Source organism: Terrabacter sp. 2RAF25 (genome assembly GCF_052115265.1).
In the GTDB taxonomy this organism is placed as follows: Bacteria; Actinomycetota; Actinomycetes; order Actinomycetales; family Dermatophilaceae; genus Terrabacter.
This window is the reverse complement of sequence record NZ_JBFRGJ010000011.1, coordinates 1-18,708: the sequence shown is the minus strand read 5'-3', so window position 1 is coordinate 18,708 and position 18,708 is coordinate 1. Positions and strand designations below refer to the sequence as shown.

General features: G+C 66.9%; 17 protein-coding genes. 10 read left to right on the top strand and 7 right to left on the bottom strand.

All coding sequences use genetic code 11. The annotated features are described in order from the left end of the window. Nucleotides 1-2 precede the first annotated feature (2 nt). The gene (locus AB4091_RS20530) at nucleotides 3-803 is read right to left on the bottom strand and encodes an IclR family transcriptional regulator domain-containing protein (protein WP_442294499.1); all 801 of its coding nucleotides are present in this window, start codon (nucleotides 801-803) and stop codon (nucleotides 3-5) included. 227 nt (nucleotides 804-1,030) lie between these two features. Between AB4091_RS20530 and AB4091_RS20525 the strand changes: the two genes are divergently transcribed. From AB4091_RS20525 to AB4091_RS20515, 3 genes are all read left to right on the top strand, one after another. After that, entirely contained in the window at nucleotides 1,031-1,891 is an 861-nt protein-coding gene (locus tag AB4091_RS20525; protein ID WP_442294497.1) for a dioxygenase family protein, read from the top strand. A gap of 83 nt (nucleotides 1,892-1,974) precedes the next feature. Continuing rightward, nucleotides 1,975-3,213 carry a CaiB/BaiF CoA transferase family protein gene (locus AB4091_RS20520; RefSeq protein ID WP_442294495.1) on the top strand — a complete coding sequence of 413 codons (1,239 nt, stop codon included), beginning with the start codon at nucleotides 1,975-1,977 and terminating at the stop codon, nucleotides 3,211-3,213. Then, complete coding sequence (locus AB4091_RS20515; protein ID WP_442294493.1) at nucleotides 3,210-4,019, top strand: citryl-CoA lyase; 810 nt, start codon at nucleotides 3,210-3,212, stop codon at nucleotides 4,017-4,019. The genes AB4091_RS20520 and AB4091_RS20515 overlap by 4 nt, the downstream gene beginning before the upstream one ends. A 75-nt stretch (nucleotides 4,020-4,094) precedes the next feature. On the opposite strand, the gene AB4091_RS20510 is transcribed toward AB4091_RS20515, so the two are convergent. Further along, the gene (locus AB4091_RS20510; protein ID WP_442294491.1) at nucleotides 4,095-5,078 is read right to left on the bottom strand and encodes a quinone oxidoreductase family protein; all 984 of its coding nucleotides are present in this window, start codon (nucleotides 5,076-5,078) and stop codon (nucleotides 4,095-4,097) included. Nucleotides 5,079-5,340: 262 nt separating this feature from the next. Between AB4091_RS20510 and AB4091_RS20505 the strand changes: the two genes are divergently transcribed. Then, nucleotides 5,341-6,822: an amidohydrolase family protein gene (locus AB4091_RS20505; RefSeq protein ID WP_442294489.1), complete on the top strand. Its 1,482-nt coding sequence runs from the start codon at nucleotides 5,341-5,343 to the stop codon at nucleotides 6,820-6,822. A 78-nt stretch (nucleotides 6,823-6,900) separates the two neighbouring features. Here AB4091_RS20505 and AB4091_RS20500 read toward each other — a convergent pair whose 3' ends face one another. Further along, nucleotides 6,901-8,505 (bottom strand): alkaline phosphatase PhoX, encoded by a 1,605-nt coding sequence (locus AB4091_RS20500; RefSeq protein WP_442294487.1) that lies wholly within the window; start codon nucleotides 8,503-8,505, stop codon nucleotides 6,901-6,903. Nucleotides 8,506-8,840: 335 nt separating this feature from the next. On the opposite strand from AB4091_RS20500, the gene AB4091_RS20495 reads away from it, so the two are divergent. Beyond that, nucleotides 8,841-9,383: a DoxX family protein gene (locus tag AB4091_RS20495; protein ID WP_442294485.1), complete on the top strand. Its 543-nt coding sequence runs from the start codon at nucleotides 8,841-8,843 to the stop codon at nucleotides 9,381-9,383. Between the two features lie 600 nt (nucleotides 9,384-9,983). Here AB4091_RS20495 and AB4091_RS20490 read toward each other — a convergent pair. After that, entirely contained in the window at nucleotides 9,984-11,009 is a 1,026-nt protein-coding gene (locus AB4091_RS20490) for a sodium:calcium antiporter (RefSeq protein WP_442294483.1), read from the bottom strand. Between the two features lie 309 nt (nucleotides 11,010-11,318). Between AB4091_RS20490 and AB4091_RS20485 the strand changes: the two genes are divergently transcribed. After that, nucleotides 11,319-11,804 (top strand): GyrI-like domain-containing protein, encoded by a 486-nt coding sequence (locus AB4091_RS20485; RefSeq protein WP_442294481.1) that lies wholly within the window; start codon nucleotides 11,319-11,321, stop codon nucleotides 11,802-11,804. Nucleotides 11,805-11,955: 151 nt separating this feature from the next. On the opposite strand, the gene AB4091_RS20480 is transcribed toward AB4091_RS20485, so the two are convergent. After that, nucleotides 11,956-13,104, bottom strand: a complete 1,149-nt coding sequence (locus AB4091_RS20480) for a PASTA domain-containing protein (protein WP_442294479.1) — start codon at nucleotides 13,102-13,104, stop codon at nucleotides 11,956-11,958. A 729-nt stretch (nucleotides 13,105-13,833) separates the two neighbouring features. Here AB4091_RS20480 and AB4091_RS20475 point away from each other — a divergent pair. From AB4091_RS20475 to AB4091_RS20465, 3 genes are all read left to right on the top strand, one after another. Then, complete coding sequence (locus AB4091_RS20475; RefSeq protein ID WP_442294477.1) at nucleotides 13,834-14,493, top strand: response regulator transcription factor; 660 nt, start codon at nucleotides 13,834-13,836, stop codon at nucleotides 14,491-14,493. A 201-nt stretch (nucleotides 14,494-14,694) separates the two neighbouring features. Beyond that, the gene (locus AB4091_RS20470) at nucleotides 14,695-15,057 is read left to right on the top strand and encodes a hypothetical protein (RefSeq protein WP_442294475.1); all 363 of its coding nucleotides are present in this window, start codon (nucleotides 14,695-14,697) and stop codon (nucleotides 15,055-15,057) included. 345 nt (nucleotides 15,058-15,402) lie between these two features. Further along, nucleotides 15,403-15,963, top strand: a complete 561-nt coding sequence (locus AB4091_RS20465) for a helix-turn-helix domain-containing protein (protein WP_442294581.1) — start codon at nucleotides 15,403-15,405, stop codon at nucleotides 15,961-15,963. A gap of 199 nt (nucleotides 15,964-16,162) precedes the next feature. Here the strand turns inward: AB4091_RS20465 and AB4091_RS20460 are convergent, their stop codons facing one another. After that, nucleotides 16,163-16,681 carry an endonuclease domain-containing protein gene (locus AB4091_RS20460; RefSeq protein WP_442294579.1) on the bottom strand — a complete coding sequence of 173 codons (519 nt, stop codon included), beginning with the start codon at nucleotides 16,679-16,681 and terminating at the stop codon, nucleotides 16,163-16,165. 861 nt (nucleotides 16,682-17,542) lie between these two features. Beyond that, the gene (locus AB4091_RS20455; protein ID WP_442294473.1) at nucleotides 17,543-18,103 is read right to left on the bottom strand and encodes an SOUL family heme-binding protein; all 561 of its coding nucleotides are present in this window, start codon (nucleotides 18,101-18,103) and stop codon (nucleotides 17,543-17,545) included. A gap of 209 nt (nucleotides 18,104-18,312) precedes the next feature. On the opposite strand from AB4091_RS20455, the gene AB4091_RS20450 reads away from it, so the two are divergent. After that, nucleotides 18,313-18,480 (top strand): hypothetical protein, encoded by a 168-nt coding sequence (locus AB4091_RS20450; protein ID WP_442294471.1) that lies wholly within the window; start codon nucleotides 18,313-18,315, stop codon nucleotides 18,478-18,480. Nucleotides 18,481-18,708 lie beyond the last annotated feature (228 nt).

Genomic DNA, 18,708 nt, shown 5'->3' with positions numbered 1-18,708 from the left:
GCCTAGGTGGCGTGGGCGAGGGGCAGTGCGTCACGCCGTGCCCAGTCCGCGCTGACCGCCGATGCTGTTGCGAGCAGACGAGGCAGATGCTCCTCCAGCAGGACTTCGGTGGAGGTCTCCGCTGCGTGGACGGTGACGTTCATGGCGGCTCGGACGGCGCCGGAGCCATCGCGCAGTGGAGCCGCGACCGATCGGATTCCGCTCGCGAGCTGCTCGTCCGTCAGCGCCCAGCCCTGCGCTCGCACCTCGGCGAGGACGTCGAGCAGCTCCGGGAGCTCGGGACGCCACCGCGGCTCGATGCCGGACCGCGACGGTTCTCGGACGACGCGCGCGATCTTCTCGTCGTCGAGGCCTGCGAGCAGGACCTTGCCCAAGGACGTCGGGACGGCGGGGAACTTGGTTCCGATCCGCACGACCAGGGCGATGAGCTTGGGGACGGCGACGCGGGCGACGTAGACGATGTCGGACCCGTCGAGCTCCGCGATCGAGCTCGACTCGCCTGTCCGGGCGACGAGCCGCTCGAGGTGGGGCCGGGCAACATCCCACATGTCCACCTCCTGGACGTAGGTCATGCCCAGCTCGAGCACCCGGACGGTGAGCGTGTAGCCGCCTGGGGTCTGGCGCACGTAGCCGAGCTTCTCCAGCGTGTAGAGGATGCGGGAGGCCGTCGGTCGCGGGAGTCCCGCGGCGTTCGCGAGCTCGGCCAAGGTCATGTCCGGTCGGCCGGGTGCGAACGCCCGGATGAGGTCGAGGCCGCGGGCCACGGCCTCGACGAAGTTGGGGTTGCTGTCGCGGCGCGGCATGAGCTTCCTCAGTTCTGGAACGTCGTCGCAACCATCCTGTCCGCTCTGCGGACAGAAGTCCAGATGCTCCCGAAATCCGCACGGCGGGCCTTGAAGTCACCTGTCCGCCGGAGCATCGTTGCCTCAAACGCCACACCCAGGACCGTTCGGCGGACGGCTGTCCGAGAAGGCCCAGCCCTGAGCTCGACGAGCCCCCCTTCGGCCACCGACGTCCAAGGAGACCCGACATGACTGAGACAGACTTCCAGGACCTCACCGACGAGGCCCTTCGCCGCTGGGGCACGGCTCACACGCCGCGGCTGCAGGAGCTGTTGACCGGCCTCGTACGACACCTGCACGACTACGCCCGAGAGGTCAACCTCACCGAGGACGAGTGGATGGCCGCGATCCAGTGGCTCACCAGGACCGGACAGATCAGCGACGACAAGCGCGAGGAGTTCATCCTGGCCTCCGACGTCCTGGGCCTCAGCATGCTGGTCGTTCAGCTCAACCACGACTTCGACCCCGCAGCCACCCCGGCCACCGTGCTCGGCCCCTTCCACATCGACGGCTCACCGGCCGCCCCCTACGGCTTCGACATGTCCGAGGGGATCGACGGCGTGCCCCTGTTCGTCACCGGCACCGTCACCGACATCGCCGGCCGGGCGCTCCCGGGAGCCGTCCTGGACGTGTGGCAAGCCGACTCCGACGGCCTCTACGAGGCCCAGATCAGTGAAGCCGAGGAGGCGCGTCTGCGCGCCAAGTACGAGACCCGCGAGGACGGCACCTACTGCCTGCGCTCCGTCGTGCCCCTCGGCTACTCCATCCCCATGGACGGCCCGGTCGGCTCACTCATCACGCAGACCGACATCAGCCACTACCGGCCGGCGCACATCCACTTCCTCATCGACGAGCCGGGCTACCGCAGGCTCATCACGCACATCTTCGAAGACGGCACTCGCTACCTCGACAACGACGTCGTGTTCGGGACCCGGAAGGAACTCATCACCCAGTTCGTCCACCACGCCCACGGCGTGGCCCCTGACGGCACCGACTTCGACAGCCCTTACGTGACAGCAGAGTTCAACTTCGTGCTGCAGCCCGAGTAGGACACACCCGCCCGAGCAGCCAGAGCGTGACCCCTCGCCTCCACACGTCGACCGGTTCGACCGGTTCGACCGGAAGGACAACCATGAACACCTCAAACGCCACCGCAGACCCCGGCGGAACCCCCGCCACCACAGGAGACCCACCGCGCGGCCCCCTGCACGGCCTCGTCGTCGCGGACTTCTCCCGCGTGCTGGCCGGCCCTTACGCCACGATGCTCCTGGCCGACCTCGGTGCGGAGGTCATCAAGGTCGAGAGCCCGGCCGGCGACGACACCCGCCACTGGGTGCCGCCAGTGCGAGACGAGGTCGGCACCTACTACCTCGCGGTCAACCGCAACAAGCGTTCCATCGTGCTGGACCTGAAGGACGACGCCGACCTCGCGGTCGCACACGAGCTGTCGGCACGCGCCGACATCATGATCCAGAACTTCAAGCCCGGGGGCCTGTCCCGCTTCGGGCTGCACTACGACGCGGTCACTGCCCGAAACCCTCGCACGATCTACTGCTCCATCAGCGGCTTCGGTGCCACCGGTGGCAAAGACCTGCCCGGCTACGACCTGCTCGTCCAAGGCATGTCCGGGCTGATGAGCCTGACCGGCGACCCGGACGGCCCCGCCTACCGCTCGGGAATCTCCGTCTTCGACGTCATGACCGGGCTGCACTCGGTCATCGGGATCCTCGCCGCCCTGCGCCACCTCGAGCAGACCGGGGAAGGGCAGCACGTGGAGACCAACCTGCTCTCCACCGCCGTCTCGTCCCTGGTCAACCAGACCTCCGCCTACGTCGCCGGCGGAGTCGTCCCTCACCGTATGGGCAACGCGCACCTGAGCCTCTTCCCGTACGAGCCCCTCGCCACCGGCGACGGAGAGCTGATCATCGTTGCCGGCAACGACGGCCAGTACCGAAAGCTCGTCACCGAGCTCGGCGCGCCGCAACTCGCCGACGACGCACGGTTCGCCACGGTGGGCAGCCGCAACGAGCATCGCGGGGAGCTACGGCCCCTGCTGCTTCAGCTGCTGTCGAAGAAGACGGCGCAGGAGTGGTTCGACCAGCTCAGCACCGCCGGCATACCGTGCGGACCCATCAACGACGTCCGCGGCGGCATCGAGCTCGCCGACCGGCTCGGCCTCGAACCGGTCGTGACCATCGAGGGCACGCCCACCGTCCGCAACCCGATTCGCTTCTCCCGCACGCCGGTCCGCTACGACCTGGCCCCACCCGCCCTCGACGCGGACGGCGAACGCGTCCGCGCCTGGCTCGCCGACCCGGCAACAGGCGCCCCGAGCGCCGGCAAGGCCGGAGAGAACAGGTGGTCGGCTTGAGCCCCGGCACCGATGAGGCCGAGCGCTACCCGACATCTCTCGGCGTCTCCACCGTCGACACGATCAGCCTGATGGGGCGGGACCTGTCCAACGACCTCATCGGCGCCGTCGACTTCGGCGACCTCGCGTACCAGCTGATCACGCTGCGAGAGCCGACGCCCGGTCAGGCGGCGATGTTCAACGCCGTGCTCGTGGCGCTGGCCGACCATGGCTTCACCCCCACGGCCATCGCTGCCCGACTCACCTGGCTCAGCGCACCCGACGCCATCCAGGGAGCCTTGGCATCAGGGCTGCTCGGCGGCGGCTCCCGGTTCCTGGGCGTGAGCGAAGACACCGGCCGCTTCCTCGACGAAGCCCTCGGCACGTGCGAGGGAGAGCTGCCCACCGACGAGGCAAGCTGGGACGCCCTTGCCACGACCGCGATCACGCACCGGCGCGCGGCCGGGCAGTTCGTCCCCGGGCTCGGACACCACCTGCACAAGAACGGCGACCCTCGCGTGCCCCGACTGCTGCAGCTTGCCCGCGAGCACGGCACCTACGGGCCCCACCTCGCGCTGTTCGAAGCCATGGGACGTGTCGCCCCCGACGTGCTCGGCAAGGCCCTCCCACTCAACGGCGCCGGCGTCTGCGGTGCCGTCCTGGCCGACCTCGGCATCCCACGACAGCTGCTCCGCGGCGTCGTCCTGCTCGCCCGCTGCGCAGGCCTGCTGGGCCAGCTCGCCGAGGAGATGCGCAACCCGATCGCGCCGCAGATCTTCAACCATGTCGAGAGCCACGCGGAGTTCGTCCCACCATCAGACGACTGAGCTGCCGGGACTGTGTCCGTGCCGGTGTGGAGGCTGGACGGCGCCTTCTCGTGGGTCTCCTGGGGGGCCTGCTCCCTAGGACTGGCGAAGGTCGATCACGGCACGGCCGTGGACCTGACCGGATCGTTGGCGCTCCCACGCGATGGCGGCCTGGTCGAGCGGGAAGACGTCGAAGGGGACGCTCAGCACGCCTGCGGCGGCGCGCTCACCGATGGCGTTCATCGCGTCTGCGCGTTGTTCAGGCGTGAGGTCGTTGTTCGTGTAGCCGCGGACCACTCGCGATCCACTGCGCAGATGCGCGGAGGAGAACGTCGCGGTGGGGCCCGCGCTCGAACCGAGGTTCACGAGGCGGCCCCGCGGTGCCAGACAGAGCAGCGCCGCCGAGGCCGGCACGCCGCACAGCGGGTCGATGACGAGGTCGACCTCGCCGACCACCTGACGGATGCGGGCGGCAGCGCTGTCCAAGTCGTCCCCACGGCTGAGCTGGACGAATCCGTCCGCGCCCAGGTTGTGGGCCGCCTCTCCGGCCCACGACGACGTCGCAGCGCCGAAGACCGCACCCGCACCGTTGAGTCGCGCGGCCTGTAGCGCCACGGTCCCGACGATGCCGCTCGAGCCGAGGACCAGGACACGCTCGCCGGGTTGGAGCCCACCCCAGATCAGGAGTGACGTCCATGCTGCGACAGCCGAGAGACCGAGGGCTGCCAGATGCGTGTCGTCGACCCGGTGCCCGATCGGCACCAGGTCTGCGTCCGGGACCACGGCGAGTTCTGCCATGCCTCCGTCACCGGGCGCCATGCCCGCTGACGTCGGGAACCAGACTCGCGTGCCGGCAGGGTGCAGCGCCGAGCTCAGGACGACGCCGACCCCCTGTACGCCTGGAACGTACGGCGTCGCCGGCCGACCGAAGTACGAGGTACCACTGGCGCACAGCAGGTCGAGGGGGGTGACCGGCGCCGCGGAGACGGCGATCAACGACGACCCGGTCCGGGGCGTCGGGTCATCCATGTCGACGACGTGCGGGGGCTGTGCGCAGGTGTGCAGCTGGGCGGCGCGCATGTGGTGTTCCTATCCGGACCGTGTGCAGGCTTGCCGTCTGGGCTCTGGTCTCGACGCCAAGTCCACCACGACCTACGCATCCCGCCTACCCTCCAGCTGCTCGGCGCGCAGCCAGAGCGTTCCGCAACCTGCACGCAGCCGTCCGCCACAACTCGGGTGGTGAATGCCTTGACAGGGCCCGGCGGCGATCGCCAGAGTGGCCAGAACGGACGACTGACCGCACAGCGGACGGCATACGCGATGACGCACATCGGAGGTCAACATGTCAGCCCAACCAGCGCCCCCGCTCGCAACGCTGACGGCCGCACCGGCCATCGTCTTCCGTCGCGGTCTGGTTCTCACCATGGACGACGCCCACACCGTCCACCAGGTCGGTGACGTCCTGGTCATCGGAAACGACGTCGCCGCCGTCGGGCCCGACCTCGACGTCCCGGAGGGCACCGCCGAGATCGATGCCAGTGGCGGAATCGTGATGCCCGGCATGATCGACACCCACAGGCACATGTGGCAGACCGCGATGCGGGGCTACGGCGCCGACTGGACCCTGACCCAGTACTTCGTGTGGAACTACCTCGAGCACGGCAGGAAGTTCCGCCCCGAGGACTACTACGCCGGCAACCTGCTCTCCGCTGTCGAGGCCATCGACTCCGGAGTCACCACGAGCGTCGACTGGTCCCACGGGTTGGCGACGATCGACCACGCCGACGCCGCGGTCGACGCGCTCGAGGAGGTCCCCGGCCGGTTCGTCTTCGCATACGGGAACATCCACGCGGCCCCGTGGGAATGGAGCAACTCCCCCGAGTTCCGCGAGTTCGTGGGGCGCCGCATGACCAGGAGCGAGATGCTCGGTTTCCAGCTCGCTTTCGACGTGACCGGAGACCCCGCGTTCCCGGAGCGCGCTGCCTTCGAGGCCGCCCGCGAGCTGGATGTCGCCGTGACCACCCACGCCGGGGTGTGGGGCGCCACGAACGACAACGGCATCACGCTGATGCACGACCACGGATTCATGACGCCTCGGACGATCTACGTGCATGCCGCGACGTTGAGCGACGACTCCTACCAACGCATCGCGGCAACCGGTGGTCATGCCTCCGTCTCTGCGGAGAGCGAGGCGTCGTGTGGCCAGGGCTATCCCTCCAGCTGGGCCCTGCGACGACACGCCATCCCGATCTCGTTGTCGGTCGACACGAGCGTGTGGTGGAGTGCCGACCCGTTCTCGGCGATGCGCGCCACGCTGTCGACCGACCGAACCCGCGAGCACGCGGTGGCGCATGCCAACGGTGAGACGGTGACCCACATCGGCCTGCGGGCCGAGAACGTCGTCGAGTACGCCACGCGAGGCGGCGCTCGTGCGCTCGGCCTCGACCACCTCGTGGGCAGCATCGAGCCGGGAAAACGAGCCGACCTCGTGCTCATCAAGAACGACCAGTCCCCCGCCATGCTCCCGATCCTGCACCCCTACGGCCACGTGGTGTTCCAGGCCCAACGCGGCGACGTGCACAGCGTCCTGGTCAACGGCAAGGTCGTGAAGTACGAGGGGCGGCTGACCGGAAACGCGCTGCCCAAGGCGCGAAAGGCGGTCGAGGAGACAGTGGACCACCTTCAGCGGACGCTCGGCGAGGCAGAGTGGACTGCTGGCATGCACCCCGACATCCCGGAGTCGAAGGTGCTCGACAATCCCTACACCTACACGGAGTTCCGCAACGCGGCCGCCGGCACGGACGAGGCGCACAGCGCGGAGTGAAGTCGCCCCCCGTTGCAACAGGGAGCCCGGTCACGCAACCGCGTGACCGGGCTCCCTGTTGCGGAATCCACGTGTGCGTCAGTGCTGCTCGCCTTGCGGGTCGCCGTTCCAGCTGATCTCCCACGTCGTGTTGTCCCCGTGCTGCTGGGTCCAGAAGGTCCGCCAGCTAGATGAGATCGTCGGCTCGGGCAGCTTGGCACCGAGCAGGCCGCCGACCGAGGGGTCTCCGTCGGAGACGTGGATGCCGGTGATCTCGTTGTCGCCGTCGTTGTACGACGGGCCACCCATCGCGTCGAAGGTCGCCGACGCGTCCCTGCCCTCCGCGAGGAAGCGCACCGGCTGCGGAGCGCGAGCGGACCGCTCGCCAGATGCACGCTCGTCCTCGCGGCTGCTGCGGAGCTGGAAGACGTAGCCCGAGTCCAGGGCGTTGCGCTGCCCGTGCAGGCCGTCGCCGGCGTCCTCGACGACGAGCAGGTCGTCCTTGGTCGCGAAGCTGATGTTGTCGAAGCCGGTGTGCTCCTTGTCGCCAACCGCGGCGATGGCGATGCGACCTGTGGTGGCGCTCGGGCTCTTCTGGGAGAGGCGGAAGACGCCGCCGTACGCGCCGGGCAGGGTGCTGGAGGTGGTCGTGTCGCCGGTCTCGGTGAAGTAGAAGTCCTTGAAGCTGGTGCCCGGCCGGAAGACGCCGTTCTCGGGCCGCTTGAGCGGTGTGGCGTCGGCGGCCTTGGCGGCGGTGGTGGCGTCGAAGGCGCCGGTCGTGCCACCGTTGATCGTGACCCAGCGTGTGGCGAAGGACGTGCCGTAGGTGTGCAGCTGGGAGATGAAGGCGTCCGACGGGTTGGCCTGCAGCTCAGTGGTCGTGGCGGGAGTGCCGTCGGCGCGGTGGATCTGCAGTGCCTGCAGGTCGCCGCCCTTCGTGAGGTCCGTCCGGTCGGTCGGTAAGAAGCGGTAGACGAAGCTGTTGGGCACCTTGCCGCCACTGGCAGCTGCTCCGCCGATGTCCTCGACGATCCACACGTTGCCGTCGGAGTCGTTCTGGATCCCCTCGTAGCCGCCCGAGCCGAGCGCGTCGAGGCGGGTGGCCTTGCCGCCGTCGGCCGGGTCGCCGTTGGCGTCGAGGCCGACGGCGAAGACGCCACCCCTGGGCGAGCTCGACTCGGCCGTGAGCAGCAGCTGCCTGGTGAACGGGTCCCAGGTGATGCCGTCGATGGTCGGGTAGGCGTTGCCGGCGGTGTCGGTGTCGGAGATGAGTGTGACGCGCTTGAGCGGGTCGGTCTCGTCGAGGTTGATCCGGGTGACGTAGCCGCGAGGGCCGATCTCGTGACCCTGATAGAGGTAGTGCTTGCCCGCCAGCACGAGGTAGACGTTCTTGTCGGGCTCCGTCTTGTGCGCCTCGTTCTTCGTCTGGGTCAGGGGCGCGCCGTCGAGCGTGTTGTAGCCGTAGTGGGTCACGCCGTTGGGCGAGTCGGGGTTGGTCAGGGGCAGGTTGCCCCACGCGACGGACGTCTGGGTGGCGGAGGGCGTGAGGACGTTGTTCTGGATGCCGAACCGCGGGTTGGCGTGCGGGACGTTGATGACGGGCAGGCCACCGTGGGCCTCGGCGGCCGTGCCGCCGAGGGCGAAGGCGGCGGCCGCGGCGAGGGTGCCGGCCAGACCCGCCTTGGTCAGGATGGAAGTGTTCACGAAGGAGCCTCTCGTGCGCTGCGGGCGTGAGCGTCAGGCGATCGAGTTCGCTGACTGCACAAGACTTTCCGCCTTGTCTGGGAGCGACCTTCGGATTGCGTGAACGACGTGGGAGGCAGTTCGGACCACTGGGTGAAGTCTGGGTGACCGGCAGGCCATCGAACCGCAGACAGCTGGTCAGGACGTCGCCACGATCTATCCGTAGCGTCCAGCTCACCGACAAGGGCATAACTCGAGGCGGGAGCAATGACGTCCGCGGCTGGTGTGGCCCTAGGCTGGAGTGCGGTCATGGTCCGCATCCGGGCCGGTTCTGGCCTTCGCAGGACGGAGTTGTCGTGAGCAACAGCAATACGGTCGGGCTGCGTGACGTCGGCCTGCTGGCCCTGCGGGTGGGTTTCGGCGCGGTCATGATCGCGCACGGCGCGCAGAAGCAGTTCGGCGCCTTCGGTGGCCACGGCATCGAGGGAACGGGAGCCTTCTTCGACGCGGTCGGCTTCAGGCCTGGTGTGCTGAACGCCCGGATCGCCGCAGCGTCGGAGCTCGGAGGCGGCGCCCTGCTGGCCGTCGGCTTGGCCACGCCTGCTGCCGGGGCGGCCGCAGCGGGGACCATGCTCGTCGCCGGGTCGATCAGCAGGGAGCACGGCTTCTTCGCCCAGGAGGGCGGCAACGAGTACCAGCTGGTCCTGGCTCTCGTCGGCGGCGCGCTGGCCCTGACGGGGTCGGGCCGTCTGTCTCTCGACCATTCCACGCGGCACGTCGTCGACAAGGCGTGGATGCGGGTCCTCGCCGCGAGCCTCGTTGTCCCTGCCGCGGTGCTGGTCATCTCTCGCCGCGAGAAGGCTCTGGCGTCCGCGACCCCTGACCAGCAGACCCCTTAGCCCGCTCGAATCCGCTCGAATCCAAACCGTCCACACCCCAGTCCCATTCATCGAGAATGCAATTCGTCCGGGCGAACAGCCTTATCGATGGTGGTCTCCGAGGCCCGGGTGGCGGCTCGAGGATCGCCCGGCGGTCCGTGCCTGTCCGTCAGCCGGGCGCTGCCCCCCGGTGAGCACTCGACCACGACGGACGCCGCAGGCGACGCCCTGCGGTCCGTAGACACACCGAGCTGGACCCCCCAGCTCAGGTCCGCGTCGTCGGTCACGGCGAGACGGTGGATCCCGCGTCCACCTCGAGTCTCGACTCGAGCTATCCACTGCGCACACAACGCAACGGTTGCCGCCCGGCACCGAAGGCACTCCCCTCCACGCCGATTTTCAAAGCTGGCAACCTAGCCCGGAGCGCCACAGGCGACGGAGCCCTTTTCGCCGCCTGTCGGGCGACTAGCAACTCCGTTCAAAGTCGAGTGTGACGCTGCGCGAGGTGCGGCCGTGGTCGCTCGACCAGCCCGAAGTACCCACAAGCGGGATCTCAAGGACACAGGTGTCGTCACGATGGATGGTGCCCACCGAAGAACTGGCCCCCGCCCCGTGGGGCGGCTACTGCGGCAGGACGATGAGCCCGATGACACCGAGGATGTAGAGGACGAGAACAGCGATGCTGTCGATGCCGAGGCGGGCGTGTTGCCTGGCCGGACGGAAGATGAGCCCGGCCATGTACACGATTGTCAGGAGCGCGGCGAGGCCCGTCAGGTAGATGTCGGCGGCGTGGGCGTTGGGTAGGACGGCCTTGCCCGAGACCAGGACCGCCAGCAGGAACAAGACCGGCAGGAACGCGTTGCCGCCGAAGATGTCGCCGAAGGCGAGCTTGTAGTCGCCCTGCCTCGTCGCGTTCAGTCCGGTGCTGAGCTCGGGCAGGGACGTCGCTGCTGCCAGGACGGTCGCCCCGAGCAGCACCCCTGACAGGCCCACCTGGTCGGCGGCCGCGGTGCCGCTCTCCTCAGCGAGGGCACCTGCAACCAGAGTCGCCACCGCTGCGGCGCCGAAGATCAGGACAACGCGGGTGGTGCTGACGCCCTTGCGGGTCGCTTCGGCTGAACGGGTCTTCTGCGAGTGACCACGGGGCTTCGGCTGGCTGTCGGGGGCTTCACCGCTGTTGGACCAGGGCAGGTTCCCACCGGCTCGCTGGGTCAGCATAAGCCCTACCACCCAGACCAGCGCGATGAGAACGACGTCGGGCGTGAGCCGGGCGACGACAAGGTGCTTGGGCAACTGGGTGCCCATCACCACGACGACGAGCACTGCGAGGACGACCGCGCCCTCGATGACGAGAATCAGGCTCGCGGCCTGGTAGGTCAGCGGCCGCCGTTCTCGCACCCCGAACGCGTCCAGTGCGACCAAGACCACCGTCTGGATGGCGATGCCGCCCAGGATGTTGCTCACGGCCACGTCGAGCTTGCCGCTGGCTGCTGCGCTGTAGGTGATCGCGATCTCGGGCAGGTTGGTGGCCACGGCCAGCAGGATGAGTCCGCCGAGCGCTTGGCCGAGGTGCAGCCGGTCGGCCAGGATGTCGGTGTAGTTGGACAGCGGAATGCCGGCGACCCAGATGACCGCAGCGCTTGCCACGAAGAGCAGTAGATCCGCCCAAAGGGGTAGGTGAGGCAACACGTTCACCGCGCCATGGTAAGAACAGACGTTGCAAAGGCGCTGAAAGCGCCCTCACCGGGTCAAGCACCGCGTCGCCGTTAGGCCTCCCTCGTCCCCGTTGGTCGTACGGCTCACTTCCGATGCCATCACAACTTCGAATCCGCGTCCCTCGGCCCACGGATGTCCACCACAGCGGCATGCATGAGGACGTTCCCTCGTGCTGCGATCCGCTCGTTCGAGCGATGGTCGCGAGAGCTGAGTCATTCCGCCGCCAGTCGCCCTGTATGAATGGCCGCAATCTACGATCCAGATGTGGTGATCTCGGTCGAGATACAGGCCGTGAGCGGCCGAACGCTGGCCGCGGTGCGGTGCACGGTCCAGCCCGGCGAGGTTGGCTCTGCGTGGGGTCCGGCGATAGGCAAGGTCTGGGACTTTCTGCGCGGCCGGCCAGAGCTCTGGACTGGTGGCCACAACATCTTCGTCTACCACGTGGCGAAAGAAGCGGGCGCGCCGTTGCTGTGCGACTTCGGGGTCGAGGTCACCGGCACCTTCGACGCCGCCGGCGAGGTGTTCGCGACCGAAACGCCCACGGGAGAAGCTGTGGTCGCCGTCTACCGAGGACCTTACGACCGCCTGCACGAGGCCTACGACGCGATCGACGCCTGGATGACTGCGCAGGCCAGGGGCTCTGCCGGGCATTCATGGGAGATCTACGGAGATCCGACGCCGAACCCGGCCGACACCGTGACGACGGTCCTGCATCTCCTCAACTGATCGAAGAAGCGGCCCGATCGTCCATGGCGACAGTTCTTGACGGTGAACCTTATGCGGCCCTGGCGGCAGAACGCGCGCATGAATTGCCTGCTGCAACCCCTTTCGCCGCAAGGGACTCACCCGAGGCGTGAGGAACTCGTCTCGCCGCCATTCAGACGGAAGCGATGTATGGCCCCCCAGTTCCCAGCCCCGGGATCCAGGCATTGGTCGTCCAGCGCTGGCAGCCCACGTTGGACGGATCTCCGTCACAGCCTGGAAGCGTCCCATCAAGAGCGACGAACCAGTAGAACTTTCCGTCTTCAAGGGCCTGGGAGTAGGTCTTGCCTTCAGGGAGCGCGCCCACATCTTCCCATCCTCCGTGGTTCACGTTTCGGAAGACTGTCACGGCCAAGCCCGACGTTCCGTTGTGCAGAGCGAAGGACGAGAAGCCCACAGGCCCTGGCGGGATGTAGTGATAGGTGATGTCCACGGCCGTGTGCTGGTTGACCTCTGTAGCCGGCGCAGGGCTTTGGCCGATGCAGACGATTCGGTCATCGGTGGCTCCCCATGGCGCGTCACTCGTCACGTTTCCGAAGTCGAGAACCGCCGCATGGATGGCGGATACCACTTCGGAAGGGTGGAGCCCCGTGAGCGTCGGCACATGGGTGCGTACTGGCGGCGAGAGAGTCGTCACCTCGAAGGTAGTGGACGCGGTAAGGCCCGTGGGGGTCTGAACGGTGATGCTGAACACGTAGCTGGTACCCGGCTTTAGATACGCAACCCCCGCACCCGTGAAGCCTCCATCCCCAGTGACTGAATGCCGCCCGCGAGTGTCTGCTGGATTCCAATCAAGCTGCACGTGACTGGCATCCGGGTTGTGGACGGTCCAGTGCAGGTTCACGAAGTCCAAGCCGGCCTCTGCGGAATCCAGCGTGGGCTCGATGGGGAGAGTCCATGTTTCGTATACCGGCCCCCAATGTTGGGCTGCATTCCTCAGAGCCCAAACAATCCCGGTGCCCGGCCGGTACAACACCAGGTGGTCCAGCTTGCCGCTGCCGTCRTAGTCGAACGCGAACACCTGGTCCCTAGGGTCAGCCAGGTCATAACCACCGATGCCGTGCCCCGGCGCACCCTCAGCCATCACGGCCGAGAACTGTCCCTGGCTGTTCTTCAAGATCCAGATCGTCCCCGCCCCCGGCCGGTACAACACCAGGTGGTCCAGCTTGCCGCTGCCGTCRTAGTCGAACGCGAACACCTGGTCCCTAGGGTCAGCCAGGTCATAACCACCGATGCCGTTCCATCTGAGATGAGCGATCGGCATCTCACGCCTCCGCGTCGAAGGTGATGAGTTCTCCCAACGGTCCAACTCTGGTACTGCGTTCTGACATCGCTGTTCCTTCCGAGCGCTTCAAGAGAGATTGCTGATCGACCTCGGAGGCCCTTGATCCGGAGGAGGCGAGCCCCGGTCTCGGCCACCTCCACTACTCGTGACGCCAGTTGACTTCGCGCCCGCTACTCGCACCCGGCCTCACCTCATCGCACCAGCCAAACCACCTGGATCGCCATCCAAACCCGGTCCGGCGCCCTGTCCACCGTCGCCCCAGAAAACGACCTCGCGTCCGCCAGTTGAGGTCCCGGTCGTGTACGTGTCCTGCCACAGCATCGGAGTTTCTGTCGCGCCACCGAGGGTGCTCGGCATCTCTGAGAATCGCGCTACGCGCACAGTAGGGCCATACTCTTTTCGGAGTACATATGTCCGCATTGCCCGTTGCATTGAGCGACGGAGGTTCTTGTGACTGAGTCAGGATGGGTCATCGGCGCGATAGCTCGTCGCGCCCTCACCACCGCGTTGTCCGCGCCCGCCCTGCTCACTGGGACGGCCGTAGAGGCCGAGACCGCTCGGCTCCTCGAGGAGGTCATCCCCTGTGACCGCGTCATTCACACCGAGATTCGTCTGGGAGGCAGCGCGCGCCTGCGAATCGGTCCCGATCTGTCTCAGGATCGGCCTTGGGAAGATGCACTCGCGTCGCATGTTGCGGAGCATCCCGCCGTGACGAGCTACCTTCACGCCGGCGATGACGGGAAGCCGCGACGTGTCACGGACGTCATTGACCAGCGGACGTGGTGTAACAGCGCCGTATTCGCAGATGTCTTCCGAGACCGTGGAGGGCGATACCAACTCAGCCTCGTCACGTCACTCGACCACGGTGTCGGCAAAGGCTGGGTGCTACTTCGTGATAAAAGGGACTTCTCTCTGGCCGATCTACAGACCGCCAACCTTGTCTTGCCCCAGGTGGTCTGCCTCGCCGAGATGGCAAAACTAAAGTCACAATTGATTCCACGCCAGCCCCGCGTGGGCCAATCTCAGCAACTCGAATTCAAGAACCACGGCAGCCCAAACGCACCACACCAGGGCGACACTGCTCGTCACCCGCCGACCCAGGCTCCGTGGCCGCCGTGGCTGGACAAGTCGCTCGCACGGGCCGCGAAGCCCACCTCGCTGGAGTTGCTCACCGCACGGGAACGAGTCGTGTTCGAGGCACTCGCCAGTGGCGCATCAGCCCGGCAGATTTCGCGCGAACTTGGCATCACCGAAACAACGACGCGAAAGCATCTGCAGCACATTTACGCGAAGCTCGGCGTGCACGACCGTCTGAGCGCTGTGCTCGCACATCCCGCCCGACTCGACAGCGATCCTAAGATCATCTGAAATTGCCCCGCGTCTTTACGCCGCGTCAGTTCCGTGGCAAGCCCTCCCGAGAGCCGCCCGCTCCCACCCTCCCTTGCCGGCCTCCCAGACACTGCACTTCATGCGGCTTTCGTCGGAACTGTCGGAAACCGTCACGAAGCGCCGGACGGCCGCTTATCGTTCGATCGGTTGGCGGGAAGGTCCCGCTGAGGGAAGGACCACATGCGTCAGCGCGCTAAGTACGCCAGCTTCACTGGCCTTGGGATTGCCGTCGGGATTTTAGTATCGCCGCCAGCGGTGCAGGCCGCGGTCAACTACTTCGACACCACCAGAACGGTTAGCGGCAGCGGGGCGGTGTCCTGCCCGTATGGCTGGCGCGTGACCGGCGGCGGCGTCGCAAGCCTCCCGAGCGACTACTTCGGGAGCTACAGCAGCCGCGAGTACACCCTGACGGGTTCGATGCCATACGGCAACGGCTGGAAGGCCACCGCGAAGCAGACGAACGGTTCGTACTCCACGTACAGCGGCTGGCGTTTCTCGACCTCGGGTTACTTTCCCCAGGTCTTTGCCGTCTGCGCAAGCTGACAACCCGAGTGGCTTGATTCGGCGTTGTCGATCTTCCGTTGGACCCAAACAGTGGTCTCCGGAGAAGGCCATCTGGAGGCGCGGCCCGTTGAATGATGGGCGAGATGGAGTGCGGCGTGAACTCAGTCCACGCCGATGGCAACCATCCGCAAGGACCCTGGTCTGTAAGCACGAATCTCAGAGCCCTTGGCTGGCAGCCCCCGCAGGCACCTCCGTGCAGGACCGCGGGGGCCGACATGGCCATCCATCACTGGGCCCCGACCGGGAGCCGGGCTACGCAGGCCGACTGGCGTGGCGGCTGACGTGAGTCACACTGCCGCCAGACGAGCTGATGCCATCCGCGGGATGCTCGGATGGCTACCGGGCATGTGCCCCGTCACGCGTACATCGTGCCTTCCGCCGCTCGACCCTGACCTCGGCGATATACGGTGCTCCGTGAGTGATCAAGAAGCGCGAACGGGGCGAAAGGCAGCGCCACGGACCCGGGTAACGGACGCCTTTGCTGCGCAACTTCGCGCTGCGCGCGAGCAGAAGAAGATATCCCAGGGCGAACTGGCCCAGCGCTCGGGAGTTGGCCGACAGACCATCCTCCGTATTGAGAATCGCGCCCGGGTCATGGACATCTCACAGTTGGGCGCTCTTTGTGAAGCGCTCGACATCGGCCTCCTCGCATTCTGTCAGCGCGTTGAGGAAGAACTCCACGAGGGCCACGCGCGGCCGTCCGGGTCGGCCGAGCCCCCTGCCTCTGCCGACCCTGCACGACTCGACCTGCCGAGTCAGCCAGAGGCGATGGATGATGTTCACCACTTCATTGCTCTTATCACTGCCCGTCTACGCAATCGCCCGGAGCCCGCGCGAACGCGACTGATGAGCGATCTTCTACGTGCGCTGGTCGAGAACTCCTAATAGGAGAGCGCGAATCGACCGGTGCGCTGAAGGCCGTTATCGCCAGCGCTGGCTTCCTGCAACGAAGGCCGCTAGTTGCGAGCGGCGCTGCGTCACATCGCCGCGCGGCGGGACGCCCTGTATGCAGCTGATGCAGATGGCCGCTCAAGGAGCGCGAGCGTTGATCATGCCCTGTGCTTCTCTGCCGTGGCCCCACACGTTACTTCTGGTCGGTCCCGGCGTCGAGCGACCTCATCAACTTGTTGAGAGCTAGGTCGAGCTCTGTTGCTGTACCGTCGGCCAAGCGATTGACTCGGGCCTGCTCCACTCGTTGCAGCTCCACGTGCGCGTTACTGAGTTCGGCTTCGATGTCCCGAGGTTTGGCCCACCCCGTGACCGACGAGTAGTACACCTCATCGTGTCCTATCAAGGCAGCCGGATTGCATCCCTGCCTGTACGCCTCAATAGCAGGGTGGCTGCTGAATGGCTCGAAGGTATTGCACCCGCTGCACAGAAGCCCCCGGACTTTTGCTGTGTCGTGATCATGGTCCTTGACGAGCCGATCGCGCTCACCGCATATGGCACACCGTCCCCGCTGCCACGCGCTTAGGCGGCTGTTGTGGAACCCTAGCTCGATTGTTTCAGGGATTGACCAAAACGCGCACGCCGGCTTGTTCTGCCGGGGGAACCCGCGGGGCCGTCGCGTGCGCACGTCCACAAGACTACGGTCCCCGAGCATCGTCTTGGCGCCCATGTGCGTCTCACGGCGTAGGCACATCGGAGTGGAGGGCAAGAGCAACAACACCTCACACAGCCGGTTGATTTCCGGGTCGCTCCTCCGGCTTCCGCCCGCTTCCTGGGCCGCGAGCTGGCCTGGATGATCGCGCCCTTACCGCCGCGTGGAGGGCGCTGCTCTCCAGTCGTGTGGCCGGCTCACGCAAGCTCGTCCCATGGCCCAGGGCAGCGCCGTGCCGTTGGGCGGTCAACCGCGTAGTAAGCGCTCGGCGAGATCCACTTCGTCCGGGAAGACGTGGCTCCGGTGTCTTTGCCGCAGCTGCCATGGGGTCGTGAAGCCGTCGGGAAACTGCCACTGACCCAAGAGCGCGCGCTGGACTCGTTCCCGGACCTCACCTTCGTTCTCGGGTTCAGTTGCGAACAGAACCCGGACGTGCAGGGAGTCGTGAACTCGTTCGCTGTGCACGTGGTGCGGCGAAAGAGGGCAGGGCGGCTCGTGCTCCCAATGTCCGCACAACGCCACGGTGATGGCAGCGCCGGGTGCCCCGTCGTCTGCGTCTGGGTCCATGGAAAGGACCGCCTCGTGGGCGAACGCCTGCCGCATAGCACCAGAGTGTCCCCTTACTACTGACGTCCGGGCGCGCTTCGCCCGAACCGTCTTGTGGAGCATTCCCCCGCGAAGCGGCAGTGTCCCCCCGTCGCATTTGCAGCACACCCAGACGCTGCGGGGCACGGACGCACGAACGCCAATTCAGGCTGATTCATGGCGGCCGTCGCGCGTCGCGGACCGGTGCCCACCGGGCCGGGCTCGAAACCGCTGCGCCGTCCCCAGCGGTAACTGTGCGTCAGCGTCCGTGGGCTGCGGTCAGCGGGTGACGTCCTGGATGACCTCGTTGCGACGCAGTGGCCACGGCTTGAACGGAGGGTCGTAGCGGGCGAACCGTGGCACCCCCACAGGTACGTATCCGTCCGCCACAACAGCGGCAACCAAGATGTCGAGGTTTCGCTGGTATGAGGACTCGGTCCACCGACCGGAGTAGCGCCGGGCAGCAGCAATCCGCTCGGGTACGGTGCGCACCTGAATGTCCGGATCGACAGGGAGCGGCGCGGTCACCAATGTCATCGATGCGGGCATCACGAACGCGACGACGTAGCGTCCCTGCGTCATCTCGGTCTGGACGACAGGGGCCGTCATGGCGATCTCCTCGCTGCGGGCCTGCTGCTGCACCACCGGTGCGGTCATGTTCACTACGCGTTGAGACCGGTTGTTCCCAGTGATGTAGCGGAACAGGGCGCGAAAGGCGCGGTTGCCAGCGTCGTCGAAGGAGCCGCCTATCTCGACCTGGGCCAGGAGGTGGGCTGGGTAGCGACGCACTTCGAAACCGTCGTGCTGTTCGAGCACCTCGTAGGGCTGCTGCTCCGTCACGACCACGACGGTACGCCCGTGCCAGCTCACCACCGCCGGCATCCGGGCTCCGAGTCCCGGCGGAGCGCCTTGGACCAGCAACGTCTGCACGTCAAGGCAGTTCAGGGCCGGAAGCCGAACCTGCTGCATACCGCCGACTATCGGAGTCAGTCGTGTTGTCCAAGTGCCGATCGGCACCCTTGAGGGAGCCCGCTGGCTACGCTCCCGGCATGACGAAGACGACGGCCACTCGGGTCGCACTGGCCGCGGGCATCCTCGGCGTGATCGGAGGCCTGATCACCATCATCGGCGGCAGACCGCAGGGATGGATCGCGATCGTCTGTGGTGCAGGCATGGTCGCTCTGGTGATGGTCGAGAGCCGCCGTTCCCGCCCCTAGCCTCGACCCGCCTGCGCGACCCGGTAGCGGCCGCGGGTGCGTCTCTCCGCCGCCAGGCGACCATCCTGCCTGCGGCAGAAGAAGCCCTGTGTCAAGCGGCGGCCTTCTGGAGGGCTTGGTAGGCGCGGTGGCGTGCAGGGTCGTAGGCCTCGTGGTTTTGCCAGCATCGCCAAATGACCATGAGCCATGCTCTGGCGAGGATGCGGGTGGCGTGGGAGTGGTCCTTGC

Excerpts from the sequence above, each read along its gene's own strand:
- AB4091_RS20465 (WP_442294581.1), top strand. The coding sequence starts at position 15,403 with ATGCTCGGATGGCTACCGGGCATGTGCCCCGTCACGCGTACATCGTGC.
- AB4091_RS20505 (WP_442294489.1), top strand. The coding sequence starts at position 5,341 with ATGTCAGCCCAACCAGCGCCCCCGCTCGCAACGCTGACGGCCGCACCG.
- AB4091_RS20450 (WP_442294471.1), top strand. The coding sequence starts at position 18,313 with ATGACGAAGACGACGGCCACTCGGGTCGCACTGGCCGCGGGCATCCTC.
- AB4091_RS20525 (WP_442294497.1), top strand. The coding sequence starts at position 1,031 with ATGACTGAGACAGACTTCCAGGACCTCACCGACGAGGCCCTTCGCCGC.
- AB4091_RS20530 (WP_442294499.1), bottom strand. The coding sequence starts at position 803 with ATGCCGCGCCGCGACAGCAACCCCAACTTCGTCGAGGCCGTGGCCCGC.
- AB4091_RS20520 (WP_442294495.1), top strand. The coding sequence starts at position 1,975 with ATGAACACCTCAAACGCCACCGCAGACCCCGGCGGAACCCCCGCCACC.
- AB4091_RS20485 (WP_442294481.1), top strand. The coding sequence starts at position 11,319 with ATGGCCGCAATCTACGATCCAGATGTGGTGATCTCGGTCGAGATACAG.
- AB4091_RS20510 (WP_442294491.1), bottom strand. The coding sequence starts at position 5,078 with ATGCGCGCCGCCCAGCTGCACACCTGCGCACAGCCCCCGCACGTCGTC.
- AB4091_RS20470 (WP_442294475.1), top strand. The coding sequence starts at position 14,695 with ATGCGTCAGCGCGCTAAGTACGCCAGCTTCACTGGCCTTGGGATTGCC.
- AB4091_RS20460 (WP_442294579.1), bottom strand. The coding sequence starts at position 16,681 with ATGCTCGGGGACCGTAGTCTTGTGGACGTGCGCACGCGACGGCCCCGC.